Origin of the sequence: Candidatus Avelusimicrobium fimicolum, assembly GCF_021632165.1 — a bacterium.
GTDB lineage: Bacteria > Elusimicrobiota > Elusimicrobia > Elusimicrobiales > Elusimicrobiaceae > Avelusimicrobium > Avelusimicrobium fimicola.
Genome location: NZ_JAJWTS010000024.1, coordinates 1 through 15,010, shown reverse-complemented (window position 1 = coordinate 15,010; position 15,010 = coordinate 1). Strand labels below are relative to the sequence as shown.

At 47.1% G+C, this 15,010-nt stretch carries 14 protein-coding genes and 1 pseudogene; 12 read left to right on the top strand and 3 right to left on the bottom strand.

What is annotated here, in order from left to right; all coding sequences use genetic code 11:
* The 6 genes and pseudogenes from ACQY2K_RS07610 to ACQY2K_RS07585 all read left to right on the top strand — a co-directional run.
* A pseudogene (locus tag ACQY2K_RS07610) lies at nucleotides 1-296 on the top strand (Eco57I restriction-modification methylase domain-containing protein); the annotation flags it as partial.
* The gene (locus ACQY2K_RS07605; protein ID WP_428041359.1) at nucleotides 289-1,002 is read left to right on the top strand and encodes a hypothetical protein; all 714 of its coding nucleotides are present in this window, start codon (nucleotides 289-291) and stop codon (nucleotides 1,000-1,002) included. The pseudogene ACQY2K_RS07610 and the gene ACQY2K_RS07605, both read left to right, overlap by 8 nt.
* Nucleotides 1,003-1,025: 23 nt before the next feature.
* Entirely contained in the window at nucleotides 1,026-1,424 is a 399-nt protein-coding gene (locus ACQY2K_RS07600; protein ID WP_428041358.1) for an OsmC family protein, read from the top strand.
* Between the two features lie 59 nt (nucleotides 1,425-1,483).
* A complete protein-coding gene (locus ACQY2K_RS07595; RefSeq protein ID WP_428041357.1) occupies nucleotides 1,484-1,864 on the top strand; it encodes an OsmC family protein in 381 nt (126 codons plus the stop codon).
* A 49-nt stretch (nucleotides 1,865-1,913) separates the two neighbouring features.
* A complete protein-coding gene (locus ACQY2K_RS07590; RefSeq protein WP_428041356.1) occupies nucleotides 1,914-2,510 on the top strand; it encodes a hypothetical protein in 597 nt (198 codons plus the stop codon).
* Between the two features lie 48 nt (nucleotides 2,511-2,558).
* Nucleotides 2,559-3,650: a hypothetical protein gene (locus ACQY2K_RS07585; protein WP_428041355.1), complete on the top strand. Its 1,092-nt coding sequence runs from the start codon at nucleotides 2,559-2,561 to the stop codon at nucleotides 3,648-3,650.
* A gap of 15 nt (nucleotides 3,651-3,665) precedes the next feature.
* Here ACQY2K_RS07585 and ACQY2K_RS07580 read toward each other — a convergent pair whose 3' ends face one another.
* Both ACQY2K_RS07580 and nifJ read right to left on the bottom strand, forming a co-directional pair.
* Nucleotides 3,666-4,373 (bottom strand): ankyrin repeat domain-containing protein, encoded by a 708-nt coding sequence (locus ACQY2K_RS07580; RefSeq protein WP_428041354.1) that lies wholly within the window; start codon nucleotides 4,371-4,373, stop codon nucleotides 3,666-3,668.
* A gap of 283 nt (nucleotides 4,374-4,656) precedes the next feature.
* Entirely contained in the window at nucleotides 4,657-8,229 is a 3,573-nt protein-coding gene (gene nifJ, locus ACQY2K_RS07575) for a pyruvate:ferredoxin (flavodoxin) oxidoreductase (RefSeq protein ID WP_428041360.1), read from the bottom strand.
* A gap of 211 nt (nucleotides 8,230-8,440) precedes the next feature.
* On the opposite strand from nifJ, the gene ACQY2K_RS07570 reads away from it, so the two are divergent.
* The 3 genes from ACQY2K_RS07570 to ACQY2K_RS07560 all read left to right on the top strand — a co-directional run bounded on the left by ACQY2K_RS07570 (nucleotide 8,441) and on the right by ACQY2K_RS07560 (nucleotide 11,128).
* On the top strand, nucleotides 8,441-8,911 hold the full coding sequence (locus tag ACQY2K_RS07570) for a type IV pilin protein (RefSeq protein WP_428041353.1): 471 nt from the start codon (nucleotides 8,441-8,443) through the stop codon (nucleotides 8,909-8,911).
* Between the two features lie 107 nt (nucleotides 8,912-9,018).
* A complete protein-coding gene (locus ACQY2K_RS07565) occupies nucleotides 9,019-10,221 on the top strand; it encodes a glycosyltransferase family 9 protein (RefSeq protein ID WP_428041352.1) in 1,203 nt (400 codons plus the stop codon).
* Between the two features lie 442 nt (nucleotides 10,222-10,663).
* The gene (locus ACQY2K_RS07560) at nucleotides 10,664-11,128 is read left to right on the top strand and encodes a type IV pilin protein (RefSeq protein ID WP_428041351.1); all 465 of its coding nucleotides are present in this window, start codon (nucleotides 10,664-10,666) and stop codon (nucleotides 11,126-11,128) included.
* Between the two features lie 45 nt (nucleotides 11,129-11,173).
* Here the strand turns inward: ACQY2K_RS07560 and ACQY2K_RS07555 are convergent, their stop codons facing one another.
* Nucleotides 11,174-11,719, bottom strand: a complete 546-nt coding sequence (locus ACQY2K_RS07555) for a nitroreductase family protein (protein ID WP_428041350.1) — start codon at nucleotides 11,717-11,719, stop codon at nucleotides 11,174-11,176.
* A 70-nt stretch (nucleotides 11,720-11,789) separates the two neighbouring features.
* On the opposite strand from ACQY2K_RS07555, the gene dapF reads away from it, so the two are divergent.
* The 3 genes from dapF to ACQY2K_RS07540 are packed head-to-tail and all read left to right on the top strand — an operon-like array spanning nucleotide 11,790 to nucleotide 14,396.
* Nucleotides 11,790-12,623, top strand: a complete 834-nt coding sequence (dapF, locus tag ACQY2K_RS07550) for a diaminopimelate epimerase (protein WP_428041349.1) — start codon at nucleotides 11,790-11,792, stop codon at nucleotides 12,621-12,623.
* Nucleotides 12,623-13,852 (top strand): LL-diaminopimelate aminotransferase, encoded by a 1,230-nt coding sequence (locus ACQY2K_RS07545; RefSeq protein WP_428041348.1) that lies wholly within the window; start codon nucleotides 12,623-12,625, stop codon nucleotides 13,850-13,852. Before dapF ends, ACQY2K_RS07545 begins: the two co-directional genes overlap by 1 nt.
* A gap of 31 nt (nucleotides 13,853-13,883) precedes the next feature.
* Entirely contained in the window at nucleotides 13,884-14,396 is a 513-nt protein-coding gene (locus ACQY2K_RS07540; RefSeq protein WP_428041347.1) for a type IV pilin protein, read from the top strand.
* Nucleotides 14,397-15,010 lie beyond the last annotated feature (614 nt).

Here is a 15,010-nt window from a genome sequence, read left to right as displayed (position 1 = left end):
AAAGATTAAAAGATATAAATAAAATAAAGTATTCTATTAATTCCTTAGTAAAAACAATCAAAGATATTAAACTGATTCCTTGTAAAGAAGGGGAGGGTACATATAGCGGTTTATATATTTTAACTGATTTGAATTTAGCACAGTTAAAACAAATTTTGATATCTCAAAATTTTATTGATTATATTTCTATGCTTGGTAAGTATAAGAACGGCGGCTGTTATACCTTTTCCTCTAAGGATTTAAAAGCCTTTTTAGAATATAGCATTTTAAAAATACAGGAGCAAAAATATGCCTAATATGAACCAGAATTTTTTACAAATTTTAAAGGAATCATTTATCAAATGTTTAACAAGTAGTCCAAGGAGTAACGAAAAACTAAAAGTTTTACACCCAGCAATCGCGAAAGATATTTCTGCGTGCTTCAATGATTCTCAATATGAAGTATATTCTTTGAGTGAGAATTCTAAACATGAAAAGATAATTACAGGCCGATACTTGGACAAAAGAGTTGATATAACCGTTTGTTTAAATGATAAACCAATAGCTGGGATTGCAATAAAGTTTGTAATGAGCAATTATTCTCAAAACTCTAACAATTATTTTGAAAGTATGCTGGGGGAAACTGCTAATATCCGGAGTGCTAATGTCCCTTATTTTCAAATTTTTTGTATTTTTGATAAAATTCCATACTTTGATAAATCTGGTGAAATCACAAAATGGGAAGAAATTACTTCTCACAATTTAAAGAAATACATCAAACTTTCCCAAGATAATATAGACTGTTTTTATCACACTCCAAATAAAACTTTAATTTGTGTAGCGCATATTTCTGATCACCAACAGAATAAAATACATAATAGAGAGACTTATAAAGATTATTATTGTAATGCGCAATTTAACATTACATTCTCAACAAAGAACTTTGAGTTCGGAAAAGCCGTGATTTATAATGATTACGAAAAATTTATTAATAAAATAGTATATGCTATCAAAAGCATATAAGTAAATTTTAGGAGTTTTTCCATATGACAGAAATTACTTGTACTTATACCGGCGACGGGGAAACCAATCTTGTACACGGACCGACTGGAACCACGATTCAAACCGATTTGCCGCCAGACAACGGCGGGCAGGGCCGCCGCTTTTCGCCCACGGATTTATTGGCTTCGGCATTTGCTTCCTGCACGCTTACGATTATGGGCAAAATGGCCGCCGCGCGCGGGGAAGATTTTAAGGGCGCGCATTTATCCATACAAAAAATTATGGCTGCTAATCCGCGCCGCGTGGGGGAGTTTGTATTAAAAATCACCTTTCCCGCGCACTTTTCGCCGGAGCAAAAAAAGTTCTACTTATCGGCAGTACAAGCCTGCCCGGTACATCAAACATTAAGCAGAGAAGTAAAGGTAACGGTGGAAGTTTTATAACCTAAAATTTTTTACCCGAAACGGCGTTTAATCTGTTATTATACCCATAGGAGGGAAATATGATTACAACAACTTTGGGAGAAAACTTGCAAACGGTAAGCGTACTGGACGGGAAAAACGGTTCTGTGCGCACCGCGTATTTTGACCCGCGCGAGGATATGCAGCCCGGCGAAGTTTTGGCCAGCGCGTTGGGTGCGTGTATGCTGACGATGATTGGCTATGCCGCCCAAAAACGGGGGGAGGACGTAACGGGTACTACGCTTTCCGTGGCACCGCAGTTTGGCGGCACGCCGCGGCGGGTAGTGTCGGTGGAATTGGTGTTTGCGTTTAAGGACAATTTGTCCGGCGAGCAGAAAAACTTTTACACACATATCGCCCAAACCTGCCCGGTGCATAACAGCCTGCGTGAAGACGTGGAATATAAAATAACCGTTAAATAATATGCTCCCGCACTTTTTACAGTGCGGGATTTTTCTGTATAATATCTCTATGATTCATTTAGACCCATACCGCCAAAGTTTCATTTATTTTAAATGGGGCTTTTGGAGTGTATTTATTTTGGGCGGGCTATTTATATGGGGATGCGCCCACATAGAAAGCCCGCTGTTTAAAATACTTTTGGACAATGTTTTCGTCTATTTGCCCAACTATTTAACGCACGAATTTTCGCACCGTTTTTGGGCTGTTTTAGGCTGGGAGTGGTGGACGTATGCTTCCGGCAACGGTATGGAAACGCTGATTCCGCTTATTTTATGTTTTTGGGCCTTGCGTTTAAAGGGCGGGCGGCTGTTACAGCCTGTTTTGCTTTATTGGCTGGCTACTACTTTGTATGGGGCGGGAATTTATTGCGCAGATGCACGCGCGATGAAATTGCCTCTTACCTCTTCCGATATGGTTACAAGTTATGCCCCCGGTGCTGTAAAGGGCGATTGGGTGTATATCTTGGAGCCGCTGGGCTTATTAAATTATGATGTGATTATCGGGCATATCCTAATGTATATGGCTGTATTCTTTTTGTTAATAGCCGTATGGAGTGTGTGGTATTATTGGACTCACTACGAGCAATATTTGTCCCATACGCCCTAGGTCCTTTGGCCCTGGCAAGTCATCCTCTTAAACCGCTATAATATATGTATGACCCGATTTGTTTTCATTGTTAGTTTGATGCTAGGCTTTTCTCTCCCGGTTTGTGCGCAGTTATTCCGCGTGCCTGCCGCTAGTATTAAATTGGCAAAAACCGGGGCTGAAATGACCTCTTTTCCACGCCTAATGCCCGAACTAACCAAAAGAATTTTTGCCGCTTCCCGGAGCCGTTTTGCAGGTCCGCGTGAACTTATGGCGCGTGTGCCGAAGGGGCTTATTCAGGTGGCGCGTCCGGAATCTCCAACGGTATTAGGAACCGGTTTTTTATTTGAATCACACGGACAACTATGGGCGGCGATGCCGTATCATATTGGGGGAGCAGCGGGGCAAAAACGCGTAGCGCGTGTGTGGACAAATAACGGTTTAAAAGAGTACACGGTAACGGTTGCCGTTAGCGGGAGTGCGGGGTGGAGTTCGCCGGATGTGTCTTTGGCTCCCTTACCCAAGAGTGCGCTTGAAAAAGGGGCTGAACCTTTTTCGTTGGGCACAGTACGGACCAATGTTCCCTCTTATTCGTTTGGTTATGTGGCGGGCCCGTACGGGCGGCGAGACTTTTTGCCCGTTCGGCGCGATATTATCAATGCGGCGGGTTTCGGCGTGATTGGCACGCGCGAAATCAAGCAAGATGATGTAAGAACACCTTTTTTGTTGAGCGGTTACTGCGGTTCACCCGTGTTCCAAAAGCAGGGGGATAATTGGCAGGTGGTGGCCTTGCACTCTGGCGGATGTGCTATGCCGGGCAACCGGGCGCAGAGCCATACCTACGCCGTCAATCTTTCTCAGGCTGTGCCTATGATGTTGGACCAATATTTTCAAGCGGAAAAACTGCCCGCGCGCCCGTTGGTGTTCCGCGGGTGGGAAATTGGCCGTTTGTTGTTAGAGGAACGCGTGAAAAGTGTGGCGGTGTGGCGTGGGGAAAAAGCCGTGTTTACGCTGGATTTGCGCAATTATCCGCAACCGTACGAGGATGCACACGCCGAATTGGCATTTACCGAGGTTGATTTACAGTCCGGGGATGTGCTGCGCTTTACCGTACTTAACGAAAAGCGCAAACTCCGGGTAATGGAATTTACGCTTCCGTAAAACGAAAAATCCTTTTTATTTGGCCGCTTTCTTTTTTAAGAGGGCGGCTATTTTTTTGGCGCTTTTGCCACTTTTTAATTGGAGCATTTTTAAAATTTTGTCCAGTTGCTCCGGGGTGGCTTTGGCACCGTTTTCTAAAAGAATTTGCACGCGTGCCGGGTCCAGTGTGGCGGCGGCGTAGTACAGCGGGGAAAAACCGGCATTGTCCGCTAGATTCGGATTCGCCCCGCGTTTAAGCATATAGGTAAGTAAATCCGTCCGGGCCTGTTCGGTTTCAAACGGCTGGGTAAGTGCCATAATGAGAGCGGTGGCTCCCAAATGAGTTTGTATGTTTAAATCAGCCTCGCGGAATACGAGGAGTTTGGCGGCTTCGGACTGTCCGTCGCGAGCGGCAATATAGAGCGGAGTCCAGCCGTCGGGAGTGGGGATATTAATATCAAAATCTTGGTCTAATAAAAAATTGATAACGTCCTCGTTCCCGCCAGAAGCAGCGGCCTGTAAAGCGTTAAAATTCATTTCGCTGTATTGGCGGTCCTCGTCGTCAAAAAAGAGCGTATAAGCGGACGGGGCGCCCTCTTCCAGGGCTTCCTTTACGGACAGTAAATCCCCATAATAGGCGGCGGTTATCAAGGCTTCGCCCAGTTGTTCTTTGCGCGCGTGATGATAGCCCGCTGCCAGCCACACCACCAGAATAGTAATCAAGAGGATAACGAATTTCTTCATAATTTTATTGTAGCAAAAATATGTTGCCTGTACGGGGTCTATGAATAGGTTTCGGGATCTGCCGATTGGGTAGTTGTGTGTTTATAGAAATAAAGGTCATACGGGAAGGTTTGCCGGCGCGGAGCGTTCCTATATCTATTGTTGTCCTCTTTTAGAGTAACAACAGATCTAGGACTACGACTTTCCAGGATGACGACAAATGACAACAACAGATTGCCAAATATTCCATAAAAAACCCCGGCCAAGTGATAAACTCGGCCGGGGTTTTTACATCTTTCCAAACTTATTTTACGACTTTTTCAGCGGGCTGGATGGCCGCGAGTTGTTTGTACAAGTCGCGTCTCCAAGCATACTCGGATTCAGCGCGTTTGATAAGTTCCTTCGCGAGTTCCGGGTTGTCGCGCATCAAGCCTTTGAAGCGGTTTTCGCCGCTCATATAGTCGGCCAACGGCAAGGTCGGCGCGCCTAACGGGCTATCCACGTGCAAGGGGTTCTTGCCTTCGTAGCGGGCTTCGGGGTTGAAGCGGTAGAGAATCCAGCGGCCGGCTTGTACGGCGCGTTTGGCTTCACCCATACCTTTGGACATATCAATCCCGTGAGCGATACAGTGGGAGTACGCAATTACGAGGGCCGGACCGTTGTAAGCATCGGCTTCCGCCAAGGCTTGGATGGTCTGGTTCATATTGGCACCCATAGCCACTTGGGCTACATAGATGTTACCGTAGGTCATCGCAATCATACCGAGGTCTTTCTTCGGCATTTGTTTGCCGCCCGCGGCGAACAAGGCTTTGGCACCCAACGGGGTGGCTTTGGACATCTGGCCGCCGGTGTTGGAATAGACTTCCGTATCCAGCACCAAGATTTTGATGTTCTTGCCACTGGCTAAAACGTGGTCCAACCCGCCGTAGCCGATATCATAGGCCCAACCGTCGCCGCCCAAAATCCAGACGGATTTTTTAACGAGGTAGTCAGCCAGGCTCAACAGGCGTTTGCAGGTTTCGCAGCCTTTTTCAGCGCCTTTGTTCAAAATATCTTTGAGTTCCACAATGCGTTTGCGTTGTTCTTCCACACCCGCATCAGTGCTTTGGTCGGCGTTGATAATCGCATCCACCAAGGCGGCGTGTTCTTTAAGTCCGCCTTCTTTGGCTTCGGTCAAAGCCGCTTTGGCATCGTGGTTGAGTTGGTCAAACGCCAAGCGCATACCCAAGCCAAATTCGGCGTTGTCTTCAAACAGGGAGTTAGACCAAGCCGGGCCTTTGCCGTCGTCTCGTTTGCAATAAGGCGTGGTGGGCAGGTTGCCGCTGTAAATAGAAGAGCAGCCCGTCGCGTTGGCTACGGCCAAGCGGTCGCCGAACAACTGCGTTAAGAGTTTTACATACGGGGTTTCACCGCAGCCCGCGCAAGCGCCGGAGAACTCAAACAAAGGTCTTCTCATTTGGGAACCTTTGACGGATTCTTTTTTGGTTTTTACATCGGCTTGTTTGAGGCCCAAGAAGAAAGCGTAGTTGTCAATTTCGTTGTCGCGAACTTCCAACTGGTGCACCATATTGAGGGCTTTCTTTTCCGGGTTTTCTTTGTTTTTGGCCGGGCAGTTAAATACGCAGGCGCCACAACCGGTGCAGTCTTCCACCGCTACTTGTACGGTGAATTTAAGACCGGCGAGGTCGGCTTTGCCGTCGGCAGATTTAAAAGTCTTGGGAGCGTTTTCCAAGGCTTTTCCGTCGTACGCTTTAATGCGGATAGCGGCGTGCGGGCAGACCAGGGAGCAGAAACCGCATTGGATACAAGTGTTGGGGTCCCATTGGGGTACCATAATAGCAATGTTGCGTTTTTCGTACTGGGTGGTACCGGTGGGATATACACCGCCTTCGGTCATAGCGGAGGTCGGCAATTCGTCGCCGCGGCCGGCAATCATTTCGCCCAAAACGTCTTTTACAAACGCAGGGGCGTCCGCCGGAACCGGGGCTTTGGTGTGCAATTTAGAGGTTACTTCGGCCGGATATTTTACTTCTTGCAAGCCCGCCAAGGCGGCATCCACGGCTTTGTAGTTCTTCTGCACCACTTCTTCGCCTTTTTTGGAATAGGTTTTCTTAATGGCTTCTTTAATGTCGGCGATGGCTTTTTCGGTCGGGATTACGCCCGCAATACCGAAGAAGGCCGTCTGCATAATGGTATTGGTGCGGCTGCCCATACCGGTAGCCAAGGCAATATCGGAAGCGTCAATGACGTACACTTTCAGTTTGCGGTCAATGATAATCTTCTGTACTTCGGCGGTTAAATGGTTCCATACTTCGCTGGCGTTGTAAGGCGAGTTGATAAGTACGGTGGCACCGTTTTTGGCTTTGCCGAGTACATCATATTTATCCAAGAAGTCAAACATATGCACGCCGATAAAGTCCGCAGATTGGATGAGGTAAGGCGCGCGGATATAGTTTTTGCCAAAGCGGATGTGGGACGTGGTCATAGACCCGGACTTTTTAGAGTCGTACACAAAGTAACCTTGGGCAAAGAAACCGTTAGCGCTGATGATTTTCATCGTGTTCTTGTTGGCACCTACGGTACCGTCGGAGCCTAAACCGTAGAACAAAGCGGCAAAAATATCATTGGCGGCTTTGCTTTCCAATTTGGTTTCGGGCAAGGATAAATTAGTCAAATCGTCTTTGATACCGACCGTGAACTCTTTTTTGGGTTCGTTGGCGGCCAGGTTATCAAACACGGCTTTAACGTGAGAGGGGGTAAAGTCTTTGGAACCGATACCGTAGCGGCCACCGATAATGAGCGGGGTAGCGGCAAATTTGGCTTTGGCTTCTTTGGTTAAGAAAGCGGCGCAAACATCTTGGAACAACGGTTCGCCCAAGGAACCGGGTTCTTTCGTGCGGTCCATAACGGCAATTCTCTTAACAGAGGCCGGGATGACTTTAATAAAATCTTCAATAGAGAAGGGGCGGAATAATTTAATTTTGAGTACGCCCACTTTTTCGCCTTTCATCGCTTCTACGGCGTTCTGCGCTACGTCCGCGCCGGAACCCATAATCACGACCAAGCGTTCCGCATCCGCATCACCGACGTATTGGAAGAGTTCGTAGTGGCGGCCGGTCAATTTTTCAAATTTAGCCATTTCTTCTTTTACAATACCGGGAACGGCATTATAAAATTTATTGACGGCTTCGCGGGCCTGGAAGTACACGTCCGGGTTGGCGGCGGTACCGCGCACGGTCGGGTGTTCCGGGTTTAAACCGCGGGACTTGTGTTCTTCCACGAGTTTGTCGTCAATCATTTCGTGCATTTGCTCTTTGGTAAGAGGTTCCACCATATTCAGTTCGTGGCTGGTGCGGAAACCGTCAAAGAAATGCACAAACGGCACGCGGGCTTTAAGCGTGGAGGCTTGGGAAATAAGCGCCATATCCATTGCTTCCTGCGGGTTGTCGGAGCAGAGCATAGCCCAACCGGTTTGGCGTACGGCCATTACGTCGGAGTGGTCGCCGAAGATAGACAAAGCCGTCGTGGCGATAGCGCGCGCAGACACGTGGAACACGGTCGGCGTGAGTTCGCCCGCGATTTTGTACATATTCGGGATCATCAAAAGTAAGCCCTGCGAAGCGGTAAAAGTGGTCGTCAGCGCGCCGGCGGTCAAGGAACCGTGTACGGCACCGGAGGCACCGCCTTCGGATTGGAGTTCGTTCACGGAAGGAACGTTGCCCCAAATGTTGGTTTCACCCTTGGCGCTTTTTGCGTCGCAGATTTCGCCCATCGTAGAAGACGGGGTAATCGGGTAAATAGCGATTACTTCGTTGGTAGCGTGGGCGACGTGGGATACTGCACCGTTGCCGTCCATAGCAACTAGTTTAGCCATAATAGAGAAGTCTCCTTTTGCTTAAATTAAAACGGTAAAACGCCGCTACTAAATGCGGCAGCCCGGAAGGTACTCCGGCCTATGTATATTGTATAACTTTGCAGGGGAGAGGTCAAACAACAATTTACCGCCCGGTAAATAAAAGAATTTTTACTTGTTTTGGATTTCAATTTTGGTTATACTATTAGGTAGATTTGACTTATAAGGAGAGAATATGAATAATAAGGGTTTTACGCTTATTGAACTGTTAGTAGTCGTGCTGATTATCGGCATTTTGTCCGCCGTTGCGCTTCCTCAGTATGAACGCTCTGTGGAAAAGGCCCGCACTGCCGAAGCGGTGGTAACGTCCAAGAATATTTTGGATGCGGCTTCTATTTACGCCACCACCTTCCGCACCTGCCCGGGTGCGCTTTCCGACCTGGACGTTAAAATTGCTAACAACAGCAAAAACTGGACCTACACCCTCGGCACTGCCGCAGGAAGCACCCGCAACTGCGAAGTGACGGTAACGTCCAAGGGTATGAGCAACAGTTATACGGGTGTACGCGGCTTTGTAAAGGTGCAGACTGCTGGTATGCCCGAAGTGGGCACTATGTACTGGCGCTGTCCGTCAGGCGATTGCGCAGACTTTTTTGATTTGATTAACGTGTCTCCCATTTCCAACGGCAGTTCGTATTACCGTTAATCGGTTGCACTTTTTTGTATCAAGCCCTCGGTTTTGCCAACCGGGGGTTTTTCATTTTATTATAACCCGTTTTGAACTCCGTTTCCCGGTTTGATATACTTATATATATGAATATCCAAAAATGGCTTTGTATGCACCGTACCGCCTGCGTAGTTTACGAAACATTGCGCTGGCTGAAACATAAAATTTTCTTTTTTCTTCACACCCATACGCCCGTATGGTATCAGTTTGATAAACCGCATACCTCGGCGGAATGCAAGGAAACTTTGCCTGCAAATAAGGAGTGGTACCGCATTTCCCGCCCGCTCTACCGCCACGAACACGTTTATTATCACTTGGGTAAGGCCTTGAAGGCTAATGCTAACGTCAAAGGGGTAGCACTGATTTTCTTTATGGGGATTGGCGATTATTTATACACTACGCCAATGCTTTCCGCGCTTAAAAAGGAGTATCCCCAATTACCCTTTTATGCGTATGTGGGCGGGCAGTTTGACCGCAATAATTCGCCCTTAGTTGGCAAATTACTGGCCGAAAATCCCCATTTTGAAAAGGTTTTTTATTTTGACGGATACCGGCATCCGTTCATTTGGAAAAATTACAATTACGAGGATGCCTTTAAAAATATTCCCGAAGGTTTTTTGGCTGTACCTGTGTACTACGATTACGGTTTGCACGTTGCGCACCGCGTGAAGAGTTTGTTTGAAACTTTTTCATTACCCGTACCCGAGGCTGTTCCCGCCCCTGTAATGTATTTCCCGGCAGAGCCTGCCCCGGTGGTGGCTGATTATTTGGACAAGGCACGCAAAGGCGCGCAAGGCAAAAAAGGGATTATTTTCTTGCAGTTGGATTCACGCGGCTCAAACTATGTTTATCCGCATATGCAGGCGCTTGCCAAGGGACTTATTAAAGAGGGGTACTTTGTGATGAGTGTTACCAAAGGCGGCCCCGTGGAAAACCCGGACTATTTGGAAATTGATATCAAAAAACTTTCCATTAACCAAACGTGGCATTTGCTTTCCCTTTTAAAAGGTGAATTTCCGCTGTATGTGATTGCCGTCAACTCCGTTTTTTGGGCGGCTTCGGCGGGCCTGCATTTACCTAACTTGGGCTTGCAGCATTGGATAGATAAAAAGGTACACAATCTGTGGTATCCCAATATTGAGGTGGTAACCGATTACATTTATCCGCTTCTTCCGCGCGAAAAGCAGATTTTTGCCCCGGCGGAAAGTTATACCCCGCATAACAAAAAAATTATTGATTACAAACCCGAATGGGTGATAAAGTGGTTCAAAGAGAAATTTGAAAAATAGGCGGAAAGTTTACTTTTTCGCCGGAAAAAGTAACCAAAAAATCTCTGCCAAAGCGTTATAAAAACAGGCTTGCACGGATATTTTGATAACCCGCCCTAAGGGGTTCAAAAAATATTTTTTCGTACAAGCCGTTTTTATGGGCAATGCACGGGTGGCACGTTAGAGGTGCCGGGATATCGTTGTTATTGTTGTCATTCCCGAGTGTTAGCCGGCACGGAGCGTTCCAGTATCTACTCCTTATTTAATAACAACAGATCCTGGACTACGGCTTTCCAGGATGACGACAACGACAATGCAAAAGATAAACAACCCAAGCACCTATCAATAGACCCCGTACAGAAACACTACGGGGTGCTGCGGTCGGAAATACCCTAGACAGGGATAGATTCTTTTTGTTAAAATAAGAAACCCCTGTGTTTGGGGTAATATAATAGGAGGGGTTATGAAGAAAGGTTTTACCTTAATTGAATTGTTAGTAGTAGTTCTAATTATTGGTATTTTGTCTTCTGTGGCATTGCCGCAATATACCAAAGCGGTAGAAAAATCGCGTTTTACGGAGGTTCAAAGCGTTTGGCATCATATTGAACAAAATGCGCGTTTAGCTTTTTTGGCGGAAAGTCTCTCGTCTCCAGAAGATAAAAGTATCTGTAATGAATGGTATCGGGAAATGGGATTAACGCCTAAAGCTGGTTCAACTGATATGTTTGAAAGTAAAAATTTCTTGTATTACAATATGGATTGTAGTTCTATTGATATTGCTATGACTGTTTCGCGTGGAGGAACAAATCCCTTTCCAGACAGTAATTCCCAATACGGTGTAGATTTTAGAATCTATAAAGATGGTGCAGTTAGCAAAGACTGTGGGGATTTTCAAATGAAAGGTATTTGCAAATCATTAGGGTTTTAATAAACTTAAAAACGCCCTAGGCGATAAAACCTAGGGCGTTTTTCGTTATTCCTTAAATTCGTTGTAACTGACCTTCTTTTCAAAGGCTTCACGCGGGCGCGCGTCGGGTGTTTCGGCGGGATAGCCCATTGCAATTAAATGCTCAATTTTTTTGCCTTTGGGCAGTTTAAAGAATTTTTCCGCTTTGTCCGAATTTAACCACCCAATCCAGCAGGTGCCAAGCCCCAGGTCCCACGCGCGCAAAACTAATTGCTCGCCGGAAATGCCTTGATCCACCAAATAAAATTCCGTCCGGCGGAAGAAATTACCGATACGGCTGGTAAAGGACCCCTTGTCCGATACGGCGGCAATCAAAATGGGAGCCTTTTCGGCCCATTTGCTCATTGCATATACACCGCTAAATGCTTCTTTGCAAAAGGCTTCTTTTACTTTCGGGTCGTCAATTACAATATAGTGCCACGGCTGGGAATTGCAGGCGGACGGCGCCAGACGGGCGGCTTCCAAGCACTCGTTTATTTTTTCCCGTTCTACGGGCTTATCCAAATATTTGCGCACGCTGCGGCGCGTTTGAATGGCTTGCAATACTTCCATAAAATATACCCCTGTAAATAAGATACAAATATCTTACCAAATTGGAGTCCGGTTTTTATAAAATAAGAATATGCAATTTACAAAATATACAGGTTTGGGAAACGATTTCGTCCTGCTGGACGGAGCGGCCGCGGCGGAATTGAAAAATCCGTCTGCGCTTGCTAAAACTATTTGCAACCGCCGCTTTGGCGTTGGGGCGGACGGACTTGTTTTGCTCTTGCCGTCAGCCAAGGCCGATGTTACAATGCGCATTTTTAACAGCGACGGCAGCGAGGCCGAAATGTGCGGCAACGCTTCACGCTGTGTGGCTTTGCATCTTTTCCGTCGGAAAACGGTAAATAAAAAACATATTTCGTTAGATACCTTGGCGGGCATTATCCGCACGGAAATTATCAACGACGCCCGCGGACTTGTGCAGGTGGATATGGGCGTTGCGCGCCTTGCGAAAGGGGAAATCCCTATGGCGGGAAACCCGGCGGAAACAGCCGTCAATTTTCCGCTTTCTGCCGCGGGGCAAACCTTTCACGGAACGGCCGTTTCTATGGGAAATCCGCATTTGGTTATTTTTACGCCGGATATTAACAAGGTTCCTCTTTCTGTTTGGGGGCCGCAATTGGAAACGCACCCGCTTTTTCCGCGTAAAACAAATGTGGAGTTTGTGCAGGTGTTAGATGATAAAACCGTGCGGATGCGCGTATGGGAGCGCGGTGCGGGCATTACGCAGGCTTGCGGAACCGGCTCTTGTGCTGCGGCGGTGGCGTGTGTATTAAACCATAAAACAGAAAAAAATATAACCGTTAAATTGGACGGCGGCGACCTGTTTATAGAGTGGCCGGAGCAAAAAAATATTTTTATGACGGGGCTTGCCCAAGCGGTTTTTTCGGGCGAATATGGGGGGGAATAATGGCGCAATTAAACGAAAATTATTTAAAATTACAGGGCAGTTATCTTTTTTCTACCATTGCCAAGCGCGTGGCTGCTTTTAAGGAGCAAAACCCGGGCAAAAGCGTGATTAGTTTAGGCATTGGGGACGTTTCGCGCCCGCTGGTTCCGGCGGTGGTGGAAGCGTTAAAAAAAGCGTGCGACGAAATGGGAAATATAAACACCTTTCGCGGATACGGCCCTGAACAGGGCTATGCGTTTTTGCGCGAAGCCATTTTACAGCACGATTATTTATCGCGCGGTATAAAATTATCCGCCGACGAAATTTTTGTCAGCGACGGCGCCAAAAGTGATGTGGCGAACTTCCAGGAACTCTTTTCCCCGTTGGAAACGGTCGCCCTGCAAAACCCGGTGTATCCCGTGTACTTGGATACCAACGTAATGGCCGGCAGAACGGAAGAATTTTCAAACGGACGTTACGGCGGGGTGGTTTATTTGCCGTGTACCGAGGAAAATAATTTTACGCCGGCCTTGCCCGATAAGCCCGCTGATTTGGTTTATTTGTGTTCACCCAATAACCCCACGGGAACCGCTATGACGCGTGCGGAGTTAAAAAAATGGGTAGATTGGGCGGTTGAAAACCATAGCATTATTTTATATGACTCCGCTTACGAGGCATATATCACACAGGCAGATGTGCCGCACTCCATTTACGAAATTCCGGGGGCGGAAAAAGTAGCGGTAGAGTTCCGTTCGTTCTCCAAAACGGCGGGTTTTACCGGTACGCGCTGTGCTTATACGGTGGTGCATAAGGGGGTGGAAATCTTTGACGCAAACGGCTCCGCACATCCGCTTAATGCGTTGTGGCTGCGCCGGCAGACAACCAAATTTAACGGCGTGCCGTATATTGTCCAGCGTGGGGCGGAGGCCGTTTTTTCGCCCGACGGACAAGCGCAGATTAAAGAGGTTATTTCCGATTATCAGGCTAATGCGCGCGTGATTTTAAATGCCCTAAAAGGTGCGGGCATACAAGCCTTCGGCGGGATAAATGCGCCGTATATTTGGCTAAAAACCCCAAATGGGCTGGATAGTTGGACCTTTTTTGATAAACTCTTGCAGGAAGCGCAGGTGGTGGGCACCCCGGGAGTCGGGTTCGGTTCGTGCGGAGAGGGCTACTTCCGCTTGACGGCTTTTAACACACCGGAACTGACGAAACAGGCCGCTGAGCGCGTAAGTGCGCTTAAATTTTAGTAAAATTTGTTAAAATCATTAGGGAGGATTTATGAATAAAATTTCTAATTCTGGTTTTACACTAATTGAATTGCTGACGGTGGTTTTGATTATCGGTGTATTGACGTCCATAGCATTGCCGCAGTACACGCGCTCTATTGAGCGCGCCCGTGCCACGGAAGCGATGGCCGGCATTAAGGCCCTTAATGACGCGGTTTATGCCTACGCCGCCGGACGTTCGGGCGATAACGCTTGCCCGGTTTCGTTTAAAAAATTGGCGATTGCCTACCCCGGCACAATGAGCGCGGACGGAAGCAAAATCACGACAAAGGCTTTTGAATTTGTGATAAACTCCGCCACTAACGCCAATATCCCCGGCACCGACTGCAACGGCGTAACCGCCAAACGCTTGGGCGGCAACAAGTACGACTATGTACTGTGGAACCCGTACATCAGCGGAACGTCGGGCAAGGGGGCTTCACTCGCCTGCACGAGCAACCAAGCCAAGAGTATTGCTATTTGCCAATCGCTTGACCTGTATACTGCCGGCCGCAAGCCGTATTAATTTAGCAGTTGGATATTTTATATAGTTGTTTTTTGTAACGCCCGCCGCTTGAACCCGGCGGGTTTTTTTGTTTGTCCTTTTGGGAAACTGTTGTCTTTAACGGCAACTACCCAAGATGTAGGTCCTGAAACAAGTTCAGGACGATGTTCCTTGTTTTATTGTTTTTCGTGTCCGTCATTGCCGCGTGGCCTTGTTTTTTTGTCGTCATCCTGGAAAGTTGTAGTCCAGGATCTGTCGTTACTCTAAAAGAGGACAACAACAGATACCGGAACGCTCCGCACCGGCAAACCTTCCGGTATGACCTTTTAGATAACAACCCATAAGGTAGATCCTGAAACCTATCAATAGACCCCGTACAGAAACACTACGGGGTGCCGCCTAGCGGTATGGGCGGCAATTCAGGATGACTTTATGTTTATAACGGCCTTGTTTTATTTATGGGTGTTGTTTTGTTGGTTGCTACCTTGCTAAAACAATGTTGCCCAATAAATCAAAAAGGCGCGGATAATCTGCCGCCTGCAAGGCTCGGCGCGTAGTGTTTTTTAAAGGGTTGTTTTTATTTTTTTTTTTGTTAAAATTTTGAAAATTAAGGCCGGATATACCCGGATGTATCC

Coding starts and splice junctions, on each gene's coding strand:
- ACQY2K_RS07605 (WP_428041359.1), top strand. CDS start 289: ATGCCTAATATGAACCAGAATTTTTTACAAATTTTAAAGGAATCATTT.
- ACQY2K_RS07600 (WP_428041358.1), top strand. CDS start 1,026: ATGACAGAAATTACTTGTACTTATACCGGCGACGGGGAAACCAATCTT.
- ACQY2K_RS07595 (WP_428041357.1), top strand. CDS start 1,484: ATGATTACAACAACTTTGGGAGAAAACTTGCAAACGGTAAGCGTACTG.
- ACQY2K_RS07590 (WP_428041356.1), top strand. CDS start 1,914: ATGATTCATTTAGACCCATACCGCCAAAGTTTCATTTATTTTAAATGG.
- ACQY2K_RS07585 (WP_428041355.1), top strand. CDS start 2,559: ATGACCCGATTTGTTTTCATTGTTAGTTTGATGCTAGGCTTTTCTCTC.
- ACQY2K_RS07580 (WP_428041354.1), bottom strand. CDS start 4,373: ATGAAGAAATTCGTTATCCTCTTGATTACTATTCTGGTGGTGTGGCTG.
- ACQY2K_RS07570 (WP_428041353.1), top strand. CDS start 8,441: ATGAATAATAAGGGTTTTACGCTTATTGAACTGTTAGTAGTCGTGCTG.
- ACQY2K_RS07565 (WP_428041352.1), top strand. CDS start 9,019: ATGAATATCCAAAAATGGCTTTGTATGCACCGTACCGCCTGCGTAGTT.
- ACQY2K_RS07560 (WP_428041351.1), top strand. CDS start 10,664: ATGAAGAAAGGTTTTACCTTAATTGAATTGTTAGTAGTAGTTCTAATT.
- ACQY2K_RS07555 (WP_428041350.1), bottom strand. CDS start 11,719: ATGGAAGTATTGCAAGCCATTCAAACGCGCCGCAGCGTGCGCAAATAT.
- dapF (WP_428041349.1), top strand. CDS start 11,790: ATGCAATTTACAAAATATACAGGTTTGGGAAACGATTTCGTCCTGCTG.
- ACQY2K_RS07545 (WP_428041348.1), top strand. CDS start 12,623: ATGGCGCAATTAAACGAAAATTATTTAAAATTACAGGGCAGTTATCTT.
- ACQY2K_RS07540 (WP_428041347.1), top strand. CDS start 13,884: ATGAATAAAATTTCTAATTCTGGTTTTACACTAATTGAATTGCTGACG.